Genomic DNA, 23,720 nt, shown 5'->3' with positions numbered 1-23,720 from the left:
AATCAAAACACTTTATAATAACGGTGATAATAATCTGGAAGTCGATTCAAGCATTCTATAGCCATAATGCCTCTTATTAAAGGTCTCTTCTTCTAATTCGATTGATTGATTTATATCCTCTAGATAGTCTTTTACGAGCTTTTCGGTACTTCTTGTTTTATATAAAAAAGCGCTAACTTCAAAATTTAAATGAAAGCTTCTCATATCCATATTACATGTCCCAATGGAAGCAATTTCTCCATCTACAATGATAATTTTACTATGCATAAATCCGCGGTTATATTCAAAGACCCTGACTCCCGACTCTAGTAATTCTGGAAAATAAGAGCGGGAAGCATGGAAAACAATTCTTTTATCCGGTTTACTAGGAACGAGAATACGTACATCCACTCCACTTAATGAAGCAATTTTAATAGCAGAAAATATATCTTCATCTGGAATAAAATAAGGAGTAGCAATCCAAATCGATTCTTTAGCCGTAGTAATCATGCTAAAAAAGATACTTTTGATGACGCTCCATTCATTGTCAGGTCCCCCCGCAATCAATTGTACCCCACCATGCGAATTTTCCTCTGAAATAGGCGTTAAATATTCCTCTGTCAAAAAGCTATGGTTCGTCATATAGTACCAATCTTGTAGAAAAATTAATTGCAAGGATCTTACAGCATTTCCTTTTACTAATAAATGAGTATCCCTCCAGTATCCAATGGAAGGATTTCTTCCCAAATATTCATCGCCAATATTAAGCCCGCCAACAAAACCAATATTGCCATCTATTATAATAATTTTACGATGGTTTCGAAAATTAAACTTACTATTAAAAAAAGGCATTTTAACTGGACCAAAAGCGATAACTTCAATCCCTGCCTCTTTCATCTCTGAACAAAATTTTTTCGATAACTTCCAAGAACCAACTGCATCATATAAAAAACGCACTTGCACCCCAGCTCTGGCCTTTTCAACTAATACATCCTTTATCTCCTGACCAATGGCATCATCTCTTACAATGTAATATTCTAGGTGGATATGATGTTTTGCTTTCTTCAGTTCTTTCAAAATAGCTGAAAATGTTTCCTCTCCATCTGTTAATATCTCTGTTGAGGTACCGAAGGAAATAGGCGTATTTCCAAGCTTCTCAGCTAGGTGAAATAAGTTCCGTTGATGTCCATCAAGTATCTTTCTCTTTTCTTCTCTTCTCGAACTAATTGCTTGTTCGATCTTCAGGAATGCTTCTTTATCTAGAAAGTATTTTTTACGATAAATTCTTTCTTTTCGATAGTTCCTGCCAAAGAATAGATAAAAGACAAACCCGATAATTGGAAAACTCCCCAAGACGATTAACCAGGTTAATGTTTGTGTAGGATGTCGATTTTCAAAGAAAATGACCAAGCCGATAAAAACAACTGATAAACTGATCACTAAACTTAATTGTCCGTAAATTCCTCCCTGTATAGAGAAAAATAAATTAAACACATAAACAAACAGAACCGCTACGATAAAAAACAAGCCTAATCTAGCAGTATGATTCATAATAGACACCGCCATTCTCCCAATATACTTACATTAAGCTTAGAATTATCTCTTTTATTCCTATATATATACCCATAATTACCATAAATTACTCCACAGGCGCCCGATAATCAATCTATTAAGGGAGAATTAGTCTATTTATTTTGGATTAAAATTTACACTCTCCGGAGAAGTCTCTATATAATTCAGAAGGATCAGCACTTAAATATTCTACTTTTTCTCACAAAACGCCAAGAAACTCTACAATGAAAGGCTATGACCGAACATTGTAGAGTTTCTTTAACTTTTTAGTATATGATTGGCACAGATACTATTTAATGGAAGTACTTTCTTAATTCCATAAAGACTTCATTCTCAATAATAACTTTACCATATTCTTGGAGAACATGAATGGTCATTTTAGAATCTTCTTGAGCATATTCAAGTAAAATGCTCAATGCATTTTCTACTTCCTCTTCTGCAATTTCTTCATCAAGAAATTGCACAAATAAGTAATATTTTCCATTGTAATTATAAAGCTTCGTATCGATCCCTTCTAGCCCCTGCATCTTAGATAAAGAAATAATATCCTCAAAATCATTGAACGTTAAGAGGAACTCGAGACTTTCATCGTACTCTTCTTCTCCCTCTTTAATCGTAAAATGTTGATCCATTAAATCTTCAAAACGTTCATCAATTGGTAAATCCTTTAGCTTATCCTCTGGAATAGAAATTTCAAACTTCTGTCCATCTTTCGAAAGCTGCGCTTTTGTAACTAAGATTTCCAACCCTTTTTCTAGAGCTTGAACTTGAATCCATAATGGTCCATCAAATATGAAGTCTTCTTCTTGATGCACTTCATCCATCATTTCCCAAAATAACTCTTCACTGCGTTCCCGATTATACCAAATCTCCTCACGCTTAAACCCACGTTCTTCTATATCAATATACGAAATATAAAACTTTACTGTATGATCATTAATTCTTTCAATTTCCATACGCTAACACTCCCTTCAGACTATGATGGAAGGGACAAGAGACCCCCATACAGATTGTTTTATTTCTTACAAGTAAATTTTCTGAAATAAAATTTTTATTTTTCCTTGTATTGTACCTTGTACTTTATATTTTATGACAAAAGCAGTATAAATGGAATTAAAATATCTTGGGAATGGAAAAAACCATTAAATGCCTATTCAAAAAGCATTCACAATTTTCAATTATCTAAATAAATGAAGGCTTATTCGAAGTCAGCAATTAGTTCTTTTTTATACCATATTCCTGTATCATTATATTTAGTAGTATTACCTCATAGAAATTATTTCAAACTAAAAAGTCCAGACAATTACTAACACTATAACCAGACTATCTAATCAAGTTAGATTGGTTTCTACCTTAAGTAACTAGGAAAGCCTCTGTTTTTTCTTGGTTACTATATAAAAAAGAAAAACCTGACTGAACGATACCAAATTTTCATTTAGTACCGCCTTAAGCCAGATTTTTTTATACGTTCTTCTTAATTAGTTAACTAATCTTTGTGCTTCTCTTAACTGGAAAGTACGAACTTTTCTTGGTAAGAATCTGCGAATTTCATCTTCATTGTATCCTACTTGTAGTCTTTTTTCGTCAATGATTATTGGACGTCTTAATAGACCTGGATTATTTTGAATAATACCAAACAAATCTTGTAATGGCATTGTTTCTAAATTCACATTTAACTTTTGAAAAGTTTTACTTCTTGTTGAAATAATTTCATCTGTTCCATCTTCCGTCATACGAAGAATTTCTTTAATTTCCTCAATAGAAAGCGGTTCAGAAAATATATTTCTTTCTTTATATGCGATTTCATGTTCCTCTAACCATGCTTTTGCTTTTCTGCAGGATGTACAACTTGGTGAAGTGTATAATGTTACCATTTTACAAATTCACGCTCCCTTTATTTAGACATGTAATTAACTACATTCATTATGATTATAAATAACTTGAGTTATTTTCTTGCTAATTCTTAAATTATAATTAATTCAATCAAGTAATTTATATTAATTATTATACACTAATTGTTTGCTTTATGGTATATGTTTTAAAAAATTTATCCACAAGTATCATTAAATTCTGTATATAAGCTGCTATAGGTATTTGCTGTGATTCTCCTCCTTTATGTAAGAAAAACTCGTTATGAAAGTACGAATCCTTCAGTTATTTTATTACTTATCATTATAGACGTTTGAAAACCAAAAAAGTTTCAAAAAATTATCTCATCTGTTAATATATTTGGTCTAAATATATATTTTCTGATTATATACCCAATATTTCTTTCTATTAAACCTCTATCTATTCTCAATTAAGGAGATTTTAATGAAAATATAAAAAGATTTTAATAAAACTCTTCTTTATATATGGCAGCTTATCGTCAGCAGTTATCTTCGTTACAAGGTGACCGCTCATTTTGTAGGAGGGCTGTCACCTTGAGGGTAGCTGTTTTATTACACTTTAATCAAATTTCATCGAATAAATTTTTTCGTTTTTGTTCCAAATTTAGTTGGACTACCTCATCAACTGGTTCATATGATTCTCCGTAAAACTGTAAATCTTTATATGTGTGAATTTTATTATATGTTCTTACCAATGCTTGATAAACGACATCTTCTCCTTCATTATTAGGTGCCCAGTAGAGAATTTCCATTGCATTCACTTCCCTAGTTGCTAGGGATAAACGTCTATAACCAATAGAGGTTGCATGCTTAAAGTCTTCTCGCCGGTAAAATTTTAGCCGTTTTTTCGTATCACTATCTTTATAATTTATCGGTTCCACTTCCAAAATAATCGGTTTTCCCTTTTTTTTCAGTTTTTCCACTAATTGATGACCAAGCCCCTGCCCTCTTGCTTCGTCAGAGACAAATAAATAATCGACAAAAACAAAATCCTCTGCTTCCACATACATTAACACATGATACTTCCCTTCATCCTTATGATAATATTCTGGAAAGTCTTTTAGTAATGCTTCCATATGCTCTTGTGATTTCATTTCTTCCACAGGAAAATATTGATTTAACTTATCGTACCAATGCATCTAATTTAATCTCCTTTATCCTCTTTATTTTTCGGTGTGTAATCGACATTCTTCGTATAATTATTCCCAGCATTCCATAATAAAAACTCATTAACTCCTTGATCATTCAAAGCTTCAATTTGTTTTTGAACCTCTTCTTTTCCATATACTTGATAATTATCTTTGCCCAGCCAGGCAGCTGTAAAATCCTGTAGCCATGGTCTTGAAATAGGTGGATTCTCTAATTGATTTAATTTTTGCTTTTCTACTTTCATATACTCCCTTACAAGTTCATAGGGGAATAAATCGGGCTTTTCAATCCCAAAATAATTTGTCCAGTGACTTGGATAGATCATAGAAGAAATAACATCGACATGTTTGCTTATTTTTGAAAAATTCTGGCCAATTCCAGGAGCTTCTTCTAAGGTTGCTGTATATCCAAATATATCAACAGAAACCTTCACATTATATGGCTTTAATTTTTCTTTTGCATATTGGACAAAGTCCGTAACTGCTTCTACTCGTTTCTCCCCTTCACTCTTATTTAATTTATGATAATCTCCTTTCGTATAGCTTAGTATATCTCCTTTATTTTCAAATCCCTCTGGAAAACGCACGTAATCAAACTGTATCTCTTGAAACCCCATTTTAGCTGCTTCGATAGCAATATTAATGTTATAATCCCAGACCTTTTTTTCAAACGGGTTAACAAACGCTTCTCCTCTCCCATTCGTCCAAACCTTCTCTCCTTGGACAAAAGACCATTCGGGTTTTTCCTTAGCTAATATAGAATCTTTAAAGACAACAATTCGCGCAATCGGATAAATTTTTTCCTTTTCAAGCTCCTGTAAAAGCACTGTCATATTTTTTATCGATTGGCTGCCAATTTCTCTATAAGGCGAATCCTCTTCCGGCATAAAAGTCAAATTACCATGATCTTCTTTATAATCAATTACCATAGCATTCAAATCTGTCGTTTTCACTAATTCCATTAATTGACTCCATTTGTTTCCTTCAATGGATTGACTGTTTACATAAATACCTCTCACAGCATCCGGATATGTAAAATTAAGGTTAGTCTTCATTCTAGGTAAAGAAGCTGGCAAATGTTTAACCATAATTTCTACTTGTTTAGTTGGTTGTTTAGGAATTACCTTTTCCCCTTTTGCAAATGCAATATTGGGGATCAACAAATATATACTTAATCCAATGGATAATATTTTCTTTTTCATCGTGAAAACTCCCATCTACATACAGTATCTATTATCTATTGAGACTCTATCCATGATGTATCCCTTTTATTGTAACAAACACAATCAAGCATAATCTAGCAATTTCCCAACTGTGCGTAGGCAACCATTCTAAAAAGCCGACAATCAAGGATTGCCGGCTTGGGATTTACTTATTCTCTCATTGTATTTTATATTTTTTATATTCACTTTCAGAGCAATAAACGAAATGTCCTGGTTTAATTTCTCTCATTTTAAGCTCTTCACCCTCTTGATATTGATGAACCGCTGGATCATAAACCGTTCTTTTTCTTGTTCGCTCTGTTTCTGGATCTGGCAGAGGAATCGCTGACAATAACGACTGTGTATATGGATGAATCGGATTATTGTATAATTCATCTGCAGGCGCTATTTCCACTAATTTCCCGAAATACATCACACCAATACGATCACTAATATATTTCACCATGGATAAATCATGGGCAATAAATAGATAGGTTAAACCCTTTTCCTTTTGAAGCTTCTTCATCAAGTTTACTACCTGTGCTTGAATAGAAACATCTAATGCAGAAATTGGTTCATCAGCAATAATAAAGTCTGGATCTACAGCTAATGCACGCGCAATTCCAATTCTTTGTCTTTGACCGCCTGAGAACTCATGCGGATAACGATTGGCATGCTCTTTATTTAAACCAACTGTATGAAGCAGCTCATATACTTTTTCCATTCTCTCTTTTTTGTTTTTCGCTAAACCGTGAATATCAATGCCTTCTGCAATTATATCAGCAACGGTCATTCGAGGATTTAAAGAAGCATACGGGTCTTGGAAAATCATTTGCATTTTACGATTAAATTTCTTTAATTTCGCTATTGATTTTCTTCCATGAACATCTTCTCCATTAAATAAAACTTGACCGCCTGTTGCATCATAAAGGCGGATAATTGTTCTACCAGTTGTAGATTTCCCACAGCCAGATTCGCCTACTAAACCTAATGTTTCTCCTTTGAAAATATCAAAGGTAATATCATCTACTGCTTTGACAACATTAGGAGTATCGACATTGAAATACTGCTTCAGATTTTTTATTTCTAATAACTTTTCTGCCATTTTATTTATCCCCCTTTACTAATACTGGTGTTTCAAAGTTAGAGGGTAACGTTCTTATTCTTTCTTTAACTGAAGCTGGTGGTTCTACTGCTGGCGCATTCGGATGCAGTAACCACGATTTCACAAAATGTGTTTCAGACACTTGATACACTGGCGGCTCTTGTTCAAAATCAATTGCTAATGCGAATGGATTTCTCGCAGCAAATGCATCTCCTACAGGAGGATTCGTTAAATCTGGAGGTGTTCCTGGAATAGCAGCAAGCTCATCTTCATTATCATTGTCTAAACTTGGCATAGATGCAAGAAGCCCCCATGTATAAGGATGTCTAGGATCGTAGAAAATTTCATCAACTGTTCCCATTTCAACAATTTGGCCAGCATACATTACAGCAACACGATCAGCCACATTTGCCACTACCCCTAAATCATGGGTAATGAAGATAATGCTTGTATTCATTTTCTCTTGCAAATCTTTCATTAAATCTAAAATTTGCGCTTGAATCGTAACATCTAAAGCTGTTGTTGGTTCATCTGCAATTAATAGATGTGGATTAGCCGCTAAAGCAATAGCAATCATCGCACGTTGTCTCATCCCACCAGAAAATTCATGCGGATATTGATCCACTCTTTTCTCTGGTTTAGGAATTCCAACTAAACTTAACAATTCAATTGCTTTCTTTTTTGCCTTTTCCTTGTTCATTTGCTGATGTTTTATCAGTACTTCCATGATTTGTGTACCAATACGCATAGTCGGATTCAAAGATGTCATAGGATCTTGGAAGATCATACTCATTTCCTTCCCACGGATACTTTCCATCTCTTTATCTGTTTTTTGAACAATATCTTCTCCATCAAATAAAATTTGTCCACCTTTAATATGGCCAGGAGGCATCGGGATTAATTTCATTAATGTTTGGGACGTAACACTTTTACCTGATCCAGATTCACCAACAATAGCTAATGTTTCTCCTTTGTATAAATCAAAGGATACTCCACGAACTGCCTGCACTTCTCCTCCATACGTATGGAATGAGACTTGTAAATCCTTTACTTCTAATAATTTTTCCATGTATCTCACTCCTTACTTACGTAGTCTTGGATCAAGAGCATCTCGGATTCCATCGCCAATAACATTAAAGGCAAATATTGTTAAACAGATAAACATGGCAGGGAAAAATAATCGCCATGGATAATATTGCAGTGCTCCGATTCCATCATTAGCCATCGTTCCCCAGCTGGCTAATGGAGGAGTTAATCCTAATCCAAGATAGCTTAAAAATGCCTCTGTAAAAATAGCATTAGGTACAGTTAAAGTTAATGTCACAAGAATTGGCCCCATTGCATTTGGGACTAAATGCTTGCTCATAATTCTTGAAACACTTGCTCCTAGCGTTCTGGAAGCAAGAATATATTCTTGGCTCTTTAAGGATAATACTTGTCCTCGAACCATTCTCGCCATATTAATCCAGCCAGTAATACTCATTGCCAGAATCATCGTCCATATTCCCTGGCCAAGAACAACCATTAAAAGAATTACTAGTAAAAGATAAGGAATACCATATAATACGTCCGCTATACGCATCATTACTTCATCGGTTTTGCCACCTTTATAACCTGCAATCCCTCCCCAGATTACGCCGATAACTAAATCAATCAATGCTGCGGCTACCCCAATAAATAGTGATATTTTCGCACCATACCAAATCCGCGCAAACATATCTCGGCCAAGATCATCTGTTCCAAAATAATGTTCTGCACTTGGAGGCTGATTCGTTTTTGTATAATCATTCTCATAATAATTATACGGAGTTAATAACGGCCCTATTAAAGACATAACAATTAAAAGAATTAAAAGAACAAGTCCAAAAACCGCAAGTTTATTTTTCTTAAAACGAGTAAAAACATCTTTCCAAAAAGACAGACTTGCTTTTGATATTTTCTCTGATTCTATGGTGCTGTTGCCGACTATTTCAAATTTATCTTTCGAAATTTCTTGCATCTTTACGCTCCTTTCTTCCCGCCCGATAGTTTAATTCGAGGATCTATTAATCCGTACAATAAGTCGACAAGAAGAACAGATACTAACAGGATAATACTATAGAAAACTGTTACGCCCATAATCGCTGTATAATCACGGTTATTTATGCTTTTAACAAACTGTGATCCAAGACCTGGGATACCAAAAATTTTCTCAATAACAAAACTACCTGTAACAATCCCAGCCGATAATGGCCCCATGTATGAAACAACCGGAAGAATCGCATTGCGGATGGCGTGCTTCACTGTAATATTAAAGCCGCTTATTCCTTTTGCTTTTGCTGTTTTAATATAATCATTGCTTAATACTTCTAGCATAGAAGATCTAGTTAATCGAGCAATAAATGCTGTAGGACCAGCTGCTAATGCGATTGCTGGCAGAACACTTTGCATAAATGTTCCCCATCTTGCTACAGGGAATATCCCTAGCTTCATTGCGAAAATATATTGCAAAAAAGCTGCCATAATAAACGAAGGTACTGATATTCCTAATACAGCAACAATCATTGCCAGATAATCTTGCCATTTATTATGTCTTAAAGCAGCAATTACACCTAATGTAACACCAATGGCCAAGGCGATAAAAATTGCTTCTACACCCAAGACTAATGATACTGGGAATCCTTCATTGATTAATTGATTCACTGTTTGGCTCTTATATTTAAAAGATGGACCAAAATCCCATTGAACAACTCTTAGCAAATACTCTCCATATTGAACATACCAAGGCTGATCAAGTCCATAATGGGCATTTAAATTTGCTTCAATTGCAGGCGGCATTTTCTTTTCCGATGTAAATGGGTTACCTGGTGCCATCCTCATGAAGAAAAACGTAGCTGTAATGATTAACCATAAGGATAACGCCATAAACAGCAAACGTTTTGTTAAGTACTTTATCATGGTTTTACCTCCATTTTTTTCTAAAACAATGCCAATTAGCAAGGAAGAGGATGCCCTAGGAAACGAGCTTACTAAGAAAGTATCACTCGTTAAATAAGGCAGCCTCTTTTTTCTCTTTAGCTTTGTACTTTCATAAAAATTCGAATTGCCTAAAGCATGATGAATGAACAAAGCGAACCATTGTATTATTCAAAATGTGCCCATTTTAACTGTGCTTCTCCTAAACCTGAAATGACTACATCTTTCAGATTATCTTTTTGTACCCATGTATTTGTATAGAAATAAACAGGTGCAATCGGAAGTTCGTTCATTAAAATAGTTTCTGCATCTTGTAATAATTGTTTGCGTTTTACCTCATCTGTCTCTTTTTGTGAAGCATCAAGAAGTTTTTTGTATTCTGGATTTTCCCACCCAGTATCGTTATTTCCTCCGTTTGCATCACGGTATAATTCTAGGAAATTAAATGCGTCATTATAGTCACCAGACCATGACATACGTCCAACCTGGTAGTCACCAGAATCAATTTTCTCTAGATAAACTTGCCATTCTTCATTATCTAGCTCTACATTAATTCCAAGATTTTTCTTCCACATATCTTGAACCGCTTGTGCAATCTTAGCATGCGCTTCACCGGTATTATATGATAATGTGATTTTTGGGAAGTCTTTTACACTAGCATAGCCTTCCTCTTTTAAACCTTTTTCCAGAGCTGCTTTTGCTGCTTTGATATCTTTATCTTTAAAATAACCTTTTTCGTTTTCTGAAAACATGGTTGGAGGAACAACTGCTGTTGCTGGAATTTGTCCACCTTGTGTAATTTGCTCAACAATTGCTTTACGATCTATCGCATATGTTAAAGCTTTACGAATATTTTCATTGTTAAATGGCTTTTCATTTGTATTAAATTTATACCAATAAGTACCTGCTATCGCTTTGATATTTAGGTCACCTTTATCTTTTAAAGCTTTAATAGAATCAGTAGGTAATGCACCAAAAGGTAAGCCAGCCCAATCTAATTCATCGTTATCAAACATGCTTAATTCTGTTGTTGGATCTTCTACCATTGTCATTTCTACTGTTTCTAATTTAACTTTGTCTGCATCCCAATAGTCTTCGTTCTTTTCTAAAAGGATAGACTCACTATGATTCCATTCCGTCATTTTGAAAGGGCCATTCGTTACATAATCATCTCCAGCATTTTTATACCAATCTGGATTTGCTTCTGCAACGTTTTTATTAACTGGGAAATAAGTATAGAAAGCTAGCAATTGTAAGAAATATGGCGTTGGGTTTACTAATGTTACTTCTAACGTTTTTTCATCTACTGTTTTAATAGCAACATCATCAAGACTACCTTTACCATTGTTTGCTGCTTCAGCACCTTTAATGGCATATAGTTGATAAGCATACTGTGATTGGTTTTGAGGATTAAGTGCCCATTTCCAAGCATATTCAAAGTCTGCTGCCGTTACTGGATCACCATTTGTCCATTTTGCATCTTCGCGGATTTTGAACGTGTAAGTTAACTGATCATCTGATATATCGATTTTTTCTGCCATAGCTGGCTGCGGAACTCCATCTTTATCAATTCGAGTTAACCCTTCAAAAGTTTGAATTAACACTCCACCAGATGTTGAATCTGTAGCTAATGCTGGATGTAATGTTGGTGGCTCTGAAACAATATTTAAACGAAGATTTTCTGATGCTTTATCACTACCACCTTTGTTATTACCACATGCAGCAAGAAAAGCACTGAGTATAAGCACTAAACTCATTAGTACAACCATTCTTTTTCTCATGTAATTACCCCCTTAATAATTTCCTCAAATGGAACTTCGAAAATATCTTTCCCACTCTAAACCTCAGAATACACAAGCAATCATTTCCTAAATAGTCAGTCAATTAGAATAAACGACAGTTTCCAATTAAAATAGAGCACAATAAAACGCATAAAATATTATACAGGAATAATTATTTCATTCATTACAAATTATTTATGTATTCTTACATGTTTTTAAATAGTCTGAAATATTACTACCTAATCCATTCGCAATGACAATTATATAGTTGGATTATTCAACACGCAAGAACTTTGTGGAATTTTGTAGAATTTTGTAGAATAAAAACAAATCTGAAATATATAAATCTACAGAATAATTATATTAATATAAATTTATCAGAATTTAAATTTATTCCTCGCATATTAGTTGCATCTATTCTTTTTTATTAAAATTGGCAAACTTTAAGAAAACAGCCTTTGCATATCAACTAATCATGCTAAAATGGTTATAATAATGATATTGATCATTAAGTTTCTAGATTCTATTTTTAACAGTACTATCGTATTTGCTTGAAGAAAACTGTTTCTCTTGCAGATAACCATGGCTCTAAAATAAACTATTAAATAGAATAAACCGCTTGATTAGAAACATCCATAAACTAATCAAGGGTCTAGAATACATATTGGAGGAAGTATTTGATGAAAACTATCTTTTCTGGGATTCAACCAAGCGGCACCATTACATTAGGGAATTATATAGGTGCATTAAGTCAATTCGTGGAGCTACAAGATGAATACAATTGTTTCTTCTGTATTGTGGATCAACATGCCATTACAGTGCCTCAAGATCGCATGGTACTTCGAAACAATATTCGCAGCCTAGCAGCTCTGTACTTAGCTGTAGGAATCGACCCTAATAAAGCGACTTTATTTATTCAATCAGAAGTACCAGCCCATGCCCAAGGAGCTTGGGTGATGCAGTGTATTTCTTATATCGGCGAATTAGAAAGAATGACACAATTCAAAGACAAATCAACTGGTAAAGATGCTGTTTCTGCTGCATTATTAACCTATCCACCATTAATGGCTGCAGATATCCTTCTATATAGTACAGATATTGTTCCAGTTGGAGAAGATCAAAAACAACATCTTGAATTAACTCGTGATCTAGCCGAGCGTTTTAATAAAAAATATAATGATATTCTTACTATTCCTGAAGTACGCATTCCAAAAGTAGGAGCTCGCATTATGTCCTTACAGGATCCTACAAAGAAAATGAGTAAATCTGATACAAATAATAAGGCAACCATCACTTTATTGGACGAGCCAGCACAGATTACGAAGAAGATTAAAAGTGCGGTAACAGACTCTGAAGGTATCGTTAAATTCGATCGAGAAAATAAACCAGGGGTTTCCAACCTTTTATCAATTTATTCTATTCTTTCAGGGGAAAGTATCCAAAGCCTTGAAGAAAAGTACGAAGGAAAAGGATATGGAGATTTCAAGTCTGACTTAGCCAACGTTGTAGTGGATGCATTAAAACCAATTCAAGAAAAATACAATGAGCTAATGAATTCAACTGAATTAGATGACATTTTAGACGAAGGTGCGGCAAAAGCAAATAAAGTGGCAGGGAAAATGATTAAAAAAATGGAAAACGCAATGGGATTAGGACGTAAACGTCGTTAAGCCCCTCCCTTATCAAAACGATGGTTAACGCCATCGTTTTTTTATGCTCCAAATCAGTAGGGGGAAGATATTAGATGGGGAATTACAGTTGACACGAATTTATGGGATGTGTGAGAAAAATTATATCAGGGGCAATTTGTCTTTATAACAGAGAAGCCTTCCCTGTTACCTTTTCCTGATGAAATTTCGCAAAATGACGAATAAAACCCAAACAATCACTGGAAATATACTTGCTATCTCCTCAGAGTGTTTGGGTTTAACTTAGTGCTAGGATACTTAAGTGGCAGGCTTTTTTATCCTATTAATTTTATTAAATTGGTTACTATTAATTTACTTTCGGACCATGCTCCATTTCCCAAAGCTTTTCAAAAAAGGGCTGACCTTTTATAATATTCTCACAAAACTGTTCATGCTTTTTAGACCATCCGTATTTTGTACACTCATATAGTTCATTCCATGCATGCTCAAAATCTAAATGCTGAATTTCAAAATAGCGTTCTGGGCTCCATTCTGTATACCAATAACGAACTTCTGCTACGTTTTCAGAAGAATGTAGTTGATCTAATGCCATAAACAGTAATTGCTTTAATTGCCTTTCTTTTCTCGTTAATCCATTCATCACATGAGGATCAGGTGATAGTATATGGAACTCCTTTTTCTCTTCCGTGTTTTGAAAGTTATAATAAATCGTTTCTTGATTTTCAAGCAATTCATAGGCCAATTGTTCTTGTCTAGGTATCATTCGGCTTTTTCGAATGGGAACAGAGTATCCGATTGTATCTACTACTAAAAGACCAATCCCATCAGAAACAACAAAACAATAATCTAATTGAATTCGTTCATGATTCTTTCGTAGATATGCCTTCTGATAAATCTCTTCTAATAATTGTCGTGGTATTTCTGCCAAGTCATTTTCTATGTAATTGTATAAGCATGAATCTACTTTCAAAAGTGGAACTTGGTCCAATAATTCAACACCATCATCTTTTCGCCATTCATGAAAGTGACATACATTATATCCGTTTTCTTCCCCTTCAAACCAATTTACCCAAACATCATGAAGATACTGCATATTTTATCCCTCACTTCAACAACTGTTTGTCCATAAGTATTGTCAGAGCTTAGTAAATTTATTCCTATTTTCAAAGGATTTTTTTTATGACGATTTTCTCTTTATGTTCCAGTTTCCCTAGTAATAGGCATACATATAGCGGAATATCATTTTTCTCTTTAAATATATTGCTAAAGTTCATCCTAAAAATTGAACAATCATTTTTATAACCTATTAACATAATATGTACAAACTTTCGCTAACATGTCTTTTTTATAAAGAGGAGATCCCCTTTCAATGTTCCCATAAAAAATAGACGAGCTATTCTGCTAAACTCGTCATTCAAATAGTAGTATAGTATTACAAAAAAGCTTCACTATTAATTGTGAAATGATCTTTTTCTAAGATTTTTTGCTTGGAATGTAAAGAATTCACAAGATAAAAACCTGTATTATAGCCAATAAGACGGGGATAGCGTCTATAACCATACAATAAATCATCATGTTTCTCTTCTGTTTTCTTTACATGTAAATGTTCCTTAAGCTCTGTCTCCCAAAATTGCTTTATTTCTTCTTCATCATACAAGTGACACCAATTAGCATTATAGGCTTCTCCGCAGTTTTCTTTCACCGCAAGCTCCGCTAATCCTTCCATTATGATGGAATCTAGTAAGGTATAATCCTCTATAGCTTTCTTTTGGTAATGAATTCGGCATACATGATGATATTCATGAATAAAAAGGGCTTCTAGCTCTTTTTCATTTTCGACATCATCAATAAATAAGAAGAGTTGATCAGGAAACGATACACCAGATTTATTTTCGTCTCCTCTCCAAGAAGACTGAAAAGGAAATACGTATATAGGTATATCTGGCCCCTTCCATTTTTTCTTATACTTAAAAAAAATCCGTTCTACTTTACTCCACGTATCTTGTTCCTTCATCTTCTCAAATGCTTGTCTCGAATGTCTTGATGGCTTATACATCCCAAATCTCATTAAATATCGATATATATTTTGAGGCTTATCTCCATCAAATGCTGATTGAAAATGTTCACATATTGTAGTTGGTTCATAAAAATTATCTTCTAACCATTTATTTGTTTTGATTACCCCCACTGCTATTTCCCCTCTTCATTCTTTTTTCCTATTCATTTAAACAGTATATGGAAATCGAAATTAGAGGTTCCAGAGCTGGCAGCGTATTGATACTAAATGACTTACTATTTAACCTTGATAGCAGTCAGGCTTTTCAAAACCTCCCTATACAAAAAAGGATAGACAATGAAGAACGCACTCCCAGTTCTCCTTTGTCTATCCTTTTCTTTGTAATCCAAATAAATTTGTATATTTAGCTTTATTTCTGAAAATCTTTCAATATTCTACTTCCACATCCACATCGGATGGAATGCTTTAATTTTTTGATTGGTTGTTTACATTCTAAACAAATAGTTTCTTGTTTTCGTTCATGCTTTTGAACACTGCTCACAGGTTCCATAAAATTGGAGGCTGTGGGAACTGATATGGAATTTAGATATGGATTTCGCAAATGCCTCTACCTCCCTTAACGTAGGATACCAAATATCAACTATTTCTCCGCAATCACTACAGACAATATGATAATGCTCCTCTTTCTTCCATTCATATTTACTTAATCCTTCTCCGAATTGTATTTCTTTTAATAATTGTAATTCCGTAAATAAATGAACATTATTATAAACAGTTGTAATACTAACCGAAGGCATATTCTCATTTAGGACATGGTAAATTTCATCTACTGTCCAATGCTTGTTGTCTTTAGAAAGTATATTAATTAATTCTAGCCGTTGTGGTGTTAAACGTATATTTTTTTCTTTTAAGAGGTTTTTAGCTCTTTCTATACTAAGCATAGAATTCTTCCTTTCTACGTGATATGCTAGTTCACCTTCTAAAGAAAGCGTTTTCTTTATAAATTGATTCATTCCGAATTTTCTATGTTAAATAATAGAATTATAGTTTTAATTATATACACTTTATAATAATAGTCAATATTAATTTAAAATTATTATAAATAAAGGAGATTTTATTTTAACATTAAAAAACTGCTAAGCCTCGATTAATAAATGAAGCTTAGCAGTTTTTTTATTAAATGCTCTTTCAAACAAAATCCATGAATTATTGATATTTTTTAAACACAATTGTAGCGTTATGACCGCCGAATCCTAGGGAATTACTCATTGCTACATTTACTTCTTGTTTTCTATGTGTATTGATAACATAGTCTAGATCACAATCTGGATCTGCTGTTTCAAAATTTATTGTTGGTGGCACGATGCTATCTTTTATTGCTAATACGCTAAAAATAGCTTCAATTCCCCCTGCTGCACCAAGTAAGTGACCTGTCATTGATTTGGTTGAACTCATTGGTACTTTATAAGCATAGTCTCCAAATACTTCTTTGACTGCCATTGTTTCAAACTTATCGTTATAAGCAGTACTTGTACCATGTGCATTAATATATGAAACATCTTCTGGAGTAAGTCCTGCATCATTGATTGCCATTTTCATTGCTCTTGCTCCACCTTCGCCTCCTGGTGCAGGGGAAGTAATATGATAAGCATCTCCAGTCGAACCATACCCAACTATTTCTGCATAGATTTTAGCACCTCTCGCTAATGCATGCTCTAATTCTTCAAGAACAACGATTCCTGCTCCTTCTCCGATAACAAAGCCATCACGATTTGCATCAAATGGTCTGCTTGCTGTTTTTGGATCTGGATTGAAAGATAACGCAGTATTTGCACAGAAGCCTGCTACTGACATTTTAGTAATCGGCGCTTCTGCCCCCCCAGTAATCATCGCATCAGCATCGCCACGCTGAATTACTTTAAAGGCATCTCCGATTGAGTTTGTACCCGTTGCACAAGCAGTAACCGTACAAGAATTCACGCCTCTTGCTCCTAATGTAATCGATACCTGTCCTGATGCCATATCTGGAATTAACATTGGTACGAAGAAAGGACTTACACGTTTATATCCTCTTTTTTGGAAAGTTTCATATTGATTTTCGAAAGTCTCCATTCCACCAATACCAGACCCGATCCAAACCCCAACACGCGGTGCGTTTTCATCCGTAATTTGCAATTCAGCATCCTTTACAGCCATCAGGGAAGCTGCGACTGCATATTGTGTAAAGCGATCCATTTTTCTAGCATCTTTTTTATCCATAAAATCCTCTGGATTAAAGTCTTTCACTTCTGCAGCAACTTTAGCTGGATATTCATCTGCATTTATTCTAGTTAATGGTCCAATCCCAGAAACTCCAGCAACAATATTTTTCCAGGTAGTTATTGCATCATTACCAAGCGGTGTTACAGCACCAATACCAGTAACAACTACTCTTTTATTTGTACTCATGACTTTTTCTCCTTTTTTGTAATTATCATCAACTTAAAAAGTATGTTCTATTTATATAGGAAGTAATTTATTATCTACCCCAGCGCATTGCAATCGCGCCCCAAGTCAGACCTCCACCAAAACCAACCATTACAAGTACATCATCATCTTTGATTTTACCAGCCTCTAATTCTTCCACCAATGAAATCGGTATAGATGCAGCACTTGTATTTCCATATTTATGAACTGTCTTCGATAGTTTTTCTTCCGGTAAATTCAATCTTTGTCTAGATGCTTCCATAATGCGAATATTAGCTTGGTGTGGAATAAGGAAGTCTACGTCTTCTTTAGATAAACCAGCTTTCACCAAAACATTCTCACTGCTTTCTCCCATTTGGCGAACAGCAAATTTAAAAACTTCTCTACCATTCATGTAAATATAGTCTTCCTCATCTAAATAAAGATGTTTTCCACCAGAACCATCTGCCCCTAGTTCAAAAGAAAGAATGCCTCTTCCTTCAGAAACTTTCCCTAATACAGCAGCTCCTGCACCGTCACCAAAAAGAACAGCAGTATTGCGATCTTCCCAGTTCGTAATTTTAGAAAGCTTTTCTACCCCAACTACTAGTATATATTTATAAACTCCTGTATCAATAAATTGTTTTGCAGTTATCATCCCATACATAAAACCTGCACATGCAGCACTTAAATCCATCGCTGCTGCTTTTTTAGCTCCTAGTTTCTCTTGAATCATACAGGCAACAGAAGGGAATGATTGATCTGGCGTAACAGTTGCCACCATAATCATATCAATATCTTCTGGGTGAATACCAGCATCATCAATTGCTTTCTGTGCTGCAGCTAATGCAATATCAGATGTATCTGTATTGTCGTCTGCAATTCTTCGTTCTTCTATCCCAGTTCTTGTTCTAATCCATTCATCATTCGTATCAACCATTTTTTCTAAATCAAAGTTTGTTAAAATTTTCTCTGGAAGTTCACGGCCAATACCAATTATTCCTGTTCCCAAAGCTTTCAGCTCCTTTATAGTCACCGGTTATCCGGTATATGTTTCGTTTATGACTGTTAATATGAACAGTCTTTTCATAAAATCTTATTAGAATGATTGCTACAATCAATGCCAGTCTGGTTGAGTTTAAATCGGTGCCTTTTGTAATTCACAAACAAAGAAGCTTACCATTTTCTTCGTTTCTCCTAACTGTTATTCAAGAAAAAAGAAAATAGTATTCATACAATATATATTATTATCAATTATTATGACTTGGTACTAATTTTATCAAATTCCTCTACCCTTTTGCAACATATTTTACTTTCTATTACATTGGTCTAAGCATTCCTTGATATTTATCATAGCATATTAAGAGCATCATTCCATGATCGTGAAATAGGAGGAAATATTGTGGAGGATTTTAAAGATGAATTCTATGATGAAAAAGACAAGGAAAAAATAGAAGAGGAAGAAATTGAAATTGATCACTTTTCCATGTTTATGTTTGGTACAAACCGTCAATCCGTTAGAAAAAAGCAACAGATTGAACATTCTCAGCATAACGACAAGGAACCATCCTACAACAGAAGAGAGAAAGGGGATGATTGGATTCTTGGAAGAAGTGGCGGAAATACAAAGCAAGTGGAAGAAAAAGATGAAAATGTAAATATTGATGCGGTAGCAAATTTTTTAAATCAAATTGACATGGAGCTTCTGATTAAAAACGTTGATATGTTTATGACATCGGCAAATGACTTAAAGCCTATTTTTAAGAAAATTACCCCATTTATAAAAAAATGGATGGATTAACTTTGCAAGATATCATTACTTGTTAATCCATCCTCTTTTATTATTTTTAATTTTTACTAACGGATCAAATGATTCCACATAATTGCAATCCATTTACAATACCATCCTCATCGTTACTAGTTGTAACATAGCTGGCTGATTTTTTCACAATATCAAATGCGTTTCCCATTGCAACTGGATATTTAACGAGCTCAAACATTTCTAAATCATTTAATCCGTCTCCAAATGCATACGTATTCTCAACAGAACAATTTAAATGAGTTAACAAATACTTTATGCCCGTTGCCTTTGACTTTCCTTTGGGGTAAATATCACATCCATAAGGTGAATTTCTTATAAACTGAAAATGTGGGAACTTCTCCTGATAATAGACTTCTTCATCCGGTTCACAAAAAATTAACATTAAATGAACGGGTTCTTGATTGTACAAGCATTCATTTATAGGAGGATATTTCCCACCTACTCTTTCATAATTCTTCCTAATTAAAGTTGAACCCTCATTTGTAATACAAATCTTTTCCGCATTATAGAACGCCATTTCATGCCTATTTTTAATTGTATCCAGATGAAGTTCTTTTACTACACTTACTTCTAATGGATTTTCATAAATCGTTGTTCCTTTATACACTACATACTGTCCATTCATAGCAACTACTGAATTAATACCTGTTGCTTCTAATATATATCCTATTTCCATTAATGTTCTACCTGTAGCTATAATAGGCTCAATCTCGTTTTCCATTAATTTTTTAATTGCCGCAATAGAACTATCTGACACAGTAAGCTCACTCGTCAGAAGTGTTCCGTCTAAATCAAAAAATACAATTTTGTTCGTTTCCATATTTGTTTCGCTCCCATTCATTTACTTAAGAAGGGGATTTCCACCCTTTCCAAACGTATCCTTCCACTGACTCTGAAAGACCCTAACATCTCTAGTAGTTGCTGGAAAATCAATTAATTTTTCAATTATTTCAGGAGCTACAGTTATAGTATGAGCTCCAGTTAAACATGCTTCATAGACCTGTTGTACGTTTTTAAAACTTGCCGCTAACACCTCTGTACTAATTTTATGTGTGGTAAACAGAGTAATTATTTCACTCACTACACGAATGCCATCTCCAGATAAATCATCAATCCGATTAACATAAGGAGCAACATACTTTGCACCTGCTTTTGCCGCGATTAATGCTTGAAATGGAGTATATATCGTTGTGGCTAACGTTGGTATTTTTTTAGCAGTCAACGCTTTTATTGCTTTTATCCCTTCTTCCGTAACAGGAATTTTTATAATTATCTTCCCTGAAATCCTTGTTTGGAAATACTCAGCTTCCTTTACTATTTCACTTGCATTATCTGCGATAACTTGAATAAAAAGCTCTTTCTCTTCTCCTATTATTTTCCGAATATCTTGAAGAACTTGAATATAGGGCTTTTTTTCCTTTACGAGAATAGAAGGATTAGTAGTCACACCAGAAATGGGATAATATTCATTTATTCTTTCAATTTGCTCATAATTTGCTGAATCAATATATAGTCTCATGGAAAGATTCTCCTCTTTTCTTTTAAAAAAATTTAGCAAAAAATTAAAAATAGAAGATTCCCAATTCATTATCAACATGCACCTTATTTTTACTTAACTCATTGCAATGTTTATAAATTCTAATTGGAAATCTCCTATCGAATCTTTTACTCGGAAACAATTCGTATTTTCGTACCAATTTCTAAAACTGGCATGTCTTTATCTTCTATATAAAGAGTACCAGGAAGTTCAGGAGTTGTGGCCCCATTAAAGCGTAAAGTAATATGTCCCATAGATGTTAAATTTTGTTCTACAATTTCGCCAACAGATGTTATTTCATATGATTCATTATTTATCATTACTTTCTGACCTGTTTTTATCCTATCCTTGACACCAACTACTTCAATTCCGTAGCAAAATTCTGCTAATTCTTTAGGTGCTCCCTCTCCAAAGAGAATGATCATCTTTTCTTCTACAAAGCTTGTGGCTAATGGCCCTATACTATTAATTGTGTTTTCGTAAATTGTTTTCATCTTAACCGGCATATTGAGATGCCATTCGCCTCCATTAGTTGTTTTATTATCCTCTTTCTTAATTACTATATAATCCAAAACTTGCTAACCAAGCAACGAATACTCGTGGTACCCCTATTAAAAATCTTGAATATAAAACGGACGGTACCCCTACTTCTACTGTTTCTGCTTCTGCCTCTGCTAGACCTAACCCGACAGGAATAAAATCTGCTGCACATTGTGTATTTATAGCAAAAACTGCAGGTAACGCTAAGTTCGGTGGGATATTCCCCTTACCAATTTCAACACCTATTAAAGTTCCGATAATTTGGGCAATTACTGCCCCAGGTCCTAATAACGGTGATAGAAATGGTAAAGAGCATATTAAACCGATTAATAAGAGACCGATAATGTTTCCTGCTAATGGAGACATTAAATTAGCGAATACGCTTCCAATTCCGGAACCTTGAATGATACCAATTAATAATGATACAAATGCCATAAATGGAATAATTGTATTAATTAATGTTTGAACTGCTTCACGACCAGCTTGATAAAAAGTACTGATTACTTTCCCTGCTCCAAGCCCTATTTTTGTAAGAAGTCCTTGTTTATGATTTTCAGCCAATGTTTGAGAGATTTTTTTGTCTGTACTATATTTATATTCTTTCTTAGGTATATTATCTTCCTTATCTACTGAACTCGCATTCTCCAAGACAGCTTCGTTTTCCATAAGTTCAATTTGATTTAATCCTACCGCAGACACATAAATATCTTCTGTGATAAATTTTGCTAAAGGACCACTTTTCCCTGTAGGCATTATATTAATCGTTGGTATTCTTTTTTGTGGATAAATCCCACATCTTAATGTCCCACCACAATCAATAATTGCAATGGCAATTTGCTCATCAGGTACAGAGGTTTTAAATCCATTAACCGCCTCCACTCCTGTTAATTCCACAATTTTATCAACTATATCTGGCTTTGCTCCTCCACCAGTAATATATACAATTTTATTTCTTTGCTCCGTTGGAGTAACTATCAGCGGACCACCAAATCCACCATTCCCTTTTTTTATTTTTATCGTTCGATAATGTGCCATATCGGTATCCTCCATCTTAATGATTTAAATTCACTTCGGAATTTAATTTTATTCCTTGCTGTTTTTCTACCATTTTCGTTGTAAAATCCGTAATCCAACCTGCGAAGAAATTCATAACTAATCCCACAAGGAAGTACCTAACCGCTAAATCAGCCGTGCTAAAGCCTAATTGTTCTATTCCTGCAGCAATTCCTAGGAAAATAAATAGCTCTCCTGGATTAATATGAGGAAATAGTCCATTACTTGTGTGACAGAAGTAAGATGCAGATGCATAATAACTAGGTTTATATTTCTCTGGTAAAAATCTTCCTAACGATAATCCCATTGGATTACCTAACATAAATGTCCCTAATAATGGCAAAACTAAATATCTTAATAATGGATTTTTGGAAGAAGCCGACGCTAAACGATTAATGCGATTTTCACCTATTAATTGAATGATAGTATTCATCGCTACCAGTAGTAATAACACTACTGGAACTATACCTGTCATCCAGGAAATGAACGTCTCTGCTCCTGTATCAAATAAATTTCTAAATCCTTCAGCAAACTTTATGATATAATCCATGAATTACACCTCTTCTTATTTTTTAAATGAAACGGCATTTTCTGCTCGTATCATCATTCTTTTAAAGAAACTATCTTTTTCTGGCACGACTCCACCATTCATAATTATCTTGTAATTATTCGAGGCATCTAAAATTGCATCTCTTAGTAATTTATTGCAATGCTTTAAATCTTCTTCTTTTAAATTTCTAATATTCTTATCAAGAAAACCTGGCAAATCTCGAAATTTCGCCATTACGGTGACTCCTTGCATTTTTTTTGCGGCAAGGATTCTGCCATTTTTATTGATTGCAAACAAAACAATTGTGCCTGCTTTAATCCGACCAGGTTTCTTCCCAATCGCTACTTTTCCCATTCTTCTTAGTTCCGAATAACCTTTAGTAAAATGTTTAATCTGTAAAAATCCCAATCCCATTTGAATAACAAATGCTCCTGCTATTAAAAGCATAATTATAATTAGTTCCATTCATTCACATC

At 34.2% G+C, this 23,720-nt stretch carries 23 protein-coding genes; 2 read left to right on the top strand and 21 right to left on the bottom strand.

Translation table 11 applies throughout. The features are described from left to right. Positions 1-12 precede the first annotated feature (12 nt). The 10 genes from cls to NX902_RS06905 all read right to left on the bottom strand — a co-directional run bounded on the left by cls (position 13) and on the right by NX902_RS06905 (position 11,631). Positions 13-1,530 (bottom strand): cardiolipin synthase, encoded by a 1,518-nt coding sequence (gene cls, locus NX902_RS06950; RefSeq protein WP_163187688.1) that lies wholly within the window; start codon positions 1,528-1,530, stop codon positions 13-15. A 314-nt stretch (positions 1,531-1,844) separates the two neighbouring features. Continuing rightward, positions 1,845-2,507, bottom strand: coding sequence for an adaptor protein MecA (gene mecA, locus NX902_RS06945; protein ID WP_095330007.1), 663 nt, complete (start codon positions 2,505-2,507; stop codon positions 1,845-1,847). A gap of 522 nt (positions 2,508-3,029) precedes the next feature. Then, positions 3,030-3,425 carry a transcriptional regulator SpxA gene (spxA, locus tag NX902_RS06940; protein ID WP_016204317.1) on the bottom strand — a complete coding sequence of 132 codons (396 nt, stop codon included), beginning with the start codon at positions 3,423-3,425 and terminating at the stop codon, positions 3,030-3,032. A 578-nt stretch (positions 3,426-4,003) separates the two neighbouring features. After that, a complete protein-coding gene (locus tag NX902_RS06935; protein WP_095330008.1) occupies positions 4,004-4,579 on the bottom strand; it encodes a GNAT family N-acetyltransferase in 576 nt (191 codons plus the stop codon). Positions 4,580-4,584: 5 nt separating this feature from the next. Continuing rightward, positions 4,585-5,790: a putative glycoside hydrolase gene (locus tag NX902_RS06930; protein ID WP_341122718.1), complete on the bottom strand. Its 1,206-nt coding sequence runs from the start codon at positions 5,788-5,790 to the stop codon at positions 4,585-4,587. Positions 5,791-5,968: 178 nt separating this feature from the next. Continuing rightward, a complete protein-coding gene (locus NX902_RS06925) occupies positions 5,969-6,895 on the bottom strand; it encodes an ABC transporter ATP-binding protein (protein WP_341160670.1) in 927 nt (308 codons plus the stop codon). 1 nt (position 6,896) lies between these two features. Then, positions 6,897-7,964: an ABC transporter ATP-binding protein gene (locus tag NX902_RS06920; RefSeq protein WP_123259780.1), complete on the bottom strand. Its 1,068-nt coding sequence runs from the start codon at positions 7,962-7,964 to the stop codon at positions 6,897-6,899. A 12-nt stretch (positions 7,965-7,976) separates the two neighbouring features. Continuing rightward, positions 7,977-8,894: an ABC transporter permease gene (locus NX902_RS06915; RefSeq protein ID WP_095330012.1), complete on the bottom strand. Its 918-nt coding sequence runs from the start codon at positions 8,892-8,894 to the stop codon at positions 7,977-7,979. Positions 8,895-8,896: 2 nt separating this feature from the next. After that, positions 8,897-9,832, bottom strand: a complete 936-nt coding sequence (locus NX902_RS06910) for an ABC transporter permease (protein WP_047942453.1) — start codon at positions 9,830-9,832, stop codon at positions 8,897-8,899. A 185-nt stretch (positions 9,833-10,017) separates the two neighbouring features. Further along, positions 10,018-11,631 carry a peptide ABC transporter substrate-binding protein gene (locus tag NX902_RS06905; RefSeq protein WP_341160669.1) on the bottom strand — a complete coding sequence of 538 codons (1,614 nt, stop codon included), beginning with the start codon at positions 11,629-11,631 and terminating at the stop codon, positions 10,018-10,020. A gap of 680 nt (positions 11,632-12,311) precedes the next feature. Here NX902_RS06905 and trpS point away from each other — a divergent pair. Continuing rightward, on the top strand, positions 12,312-13,301 hold the full coding sequence (gene trpS / locus NX902_RS06900) for a tryptophan--tRNA ligase (RefSeq protein WP_095330015.1): 990 nt from the start codon (positions 12,312-12,314) through the stop codon (positions 13,299-13,301). A 325-nt stretch (positions 13,302-13,626) separates the two neighbouring features. Here trpS and NX902_RS06895 read toward each other — a convergent pair whose 3' ends face one another. The 5 genes from NX902_RS06895 to NX902_RS06875 all read right to left on the bottom strand — a co-directional run bounded on the left by NX902_RS06895 (position 13,627) and on the right by NX902_RS06875 (position 18,754). Beyond that, positions 13,627-14,373, bottom strand: a complete 747-nt coding sequence (locus NX902_RS06895) for a YjbA family protein (protein WP_047942457.1) — start codon at positions 14,371-14,373, stop codon at positions 13,627-13,629. 339 nt (positions 14,374-14,712) lie between these two features. Further along, complete coding sequence (locus tag NX902_RS06890; RefSeq protein WP_235850257.1) at positions 14,713-15,468, bottom strand: DUF2268 domain-containing protein; 756 nt, start codon at positions 15,466-15,468, stop codon at positions 14,713-14,715. A gap of 347 nt (positions 15,469-15,815) precedes the next feature. Next, positions 15,816-16,238, bottom strand: coding sequence for a Fur family transcriptional regulator (locus tag NX902_RS06885; RefSeq protein WP_163187663.1), 423 nt, complete (start codon positions 16,236-16,238; stop codon positions 15,816-15,818). Between the two features lie 265 nt (positions 16,239-16,503). Then, complete coding sequence (fabF, locus tag NX902_RS06880) at positions 16,504-17,745, bottom strand: beta-ketoacyl-ACP synthase II (RefSeq protein WP_047942462.1); 1,242 nt, start codon at positions 17,743-17,745, stop codon at positions 16,504-16,506. A gap of 70 nt (positions 17,746-17,815) precedes the next feature. After that, complete coding sequence (locus NX902_RS06875) at positions 17,816-18,754, bottom strand: beta-ketoacyl-ACP synthase III (protein ID WP_095330017.1); 939 nt, start codon at positions 18,752-18,754, stop codon at positions 17,816-17,818. Positions 18,755-19,144: 390 nt separating this feature from the next. On the opposite strand from NX902_RS06875, the gene NX902_RS06870 reads away from it, so the two are divergent. Then, complete coding sequence (locus NX902_RS06870; protein ID WP_095330018.1) at positions 19,145-19,543, top strand: hypothetical protein; 399 nt, start codon at positions 19,145-19,147, stop codon at positions 19,541-19,543. Between the two features lie 64 nt (positions 19,544-19,607). Here the strand turns inward: NX902_RS06870 and NX902_RS06865 are convergent, their stop codons facing one another. From NX902_RS06865 to NX902_RS06840, 6 genes are all read right to left on the bottom strand, one after another. Further along, complete coding sequence (locus tag NX902_RS06865; RefSeq protein WP_171509446.1) at positions 19,608-20,384, bottom strand: Cof-type HAD-IIB family hydrolase; 777 nt, start codon at positions 20,382-20,384, stop codon at positions 19,608-19,610. 21 nt (positions 20,385-20,405) lie between these two features. After that, positions 20,406-21,083, bottom strand: coding sequence for a transaldolase family protein (locus NX902_RS06860; protein ID WP_123259087.1), 678 nt, complete (start codon positions 21,081-21,083; stop codon positions 20,406-20,408). Between the two features lie 146 nt (positions 21,084-21,229). Then, positions 21,230-21,673, bottom strand: coding sequence for a PTS glucitol/sorbitol transporter subunit IIA (locus NX902_RS06855; RefSeq protein WP_235850258.1), 444 nt, complete (start codon positions 21,671-21,673; stop codon positions 21,230-21,232). Further along, complete coding sequence (gene srlE / locus NX902_RS06850; RefSeq protein WP_123257246.1) at positions 21,654-22,676, bottom strand: PTS glucitol/sorbitol transporter subunit IIB; 1,023 nt, start codon at positions 22,674-22,676, stop codon at positions 21,654-21,656. The genes NX902_RS06855 and srlE overlap by 20 nt, the downstream gene beginning before the upstream one ends. Before the next feature lie 16 nt (positions 22,677-22,692). Next, positions 22,693-23,244, bottom strand: a complete 552-nt coding sequence (gene srlA, locus NX902_RS06845) for a PTS glucitol/sorbitol transporter subunit IIC (protein ID WP_095330020.1) — start codon at positions 23,242-23,244, stop codon at positions 22,693-22,695. A gap of 15 nt (positions 23,245-23,259) precedes the next feature. Beyond that, a complete protein-coding gene (locus NX902_RS06840; protein ID WP_095330021.1) occupies positions 23,260-23,709 on the bottom strand; it encodes a transcriptional regulator GutM in 450 nt (149 codons plus the stop codon). Between the last annotated feature and the right edge of the window lie 11 nt (positions 23,710-23,720).

This window comes from Niallia sp. FSL W8-0954 (assembly GCF_038005605.1).
Classification (GTDB): Bacteria; Bacillota; Bacilli; order Bacillales; family Cytobacillaceae; genus Niallia; species Niallia circulans_A.
Note: the sequence above shows the minus strand (reverse complement) of the source record. Positions and strands in the feature narration are given on the sequence as shown.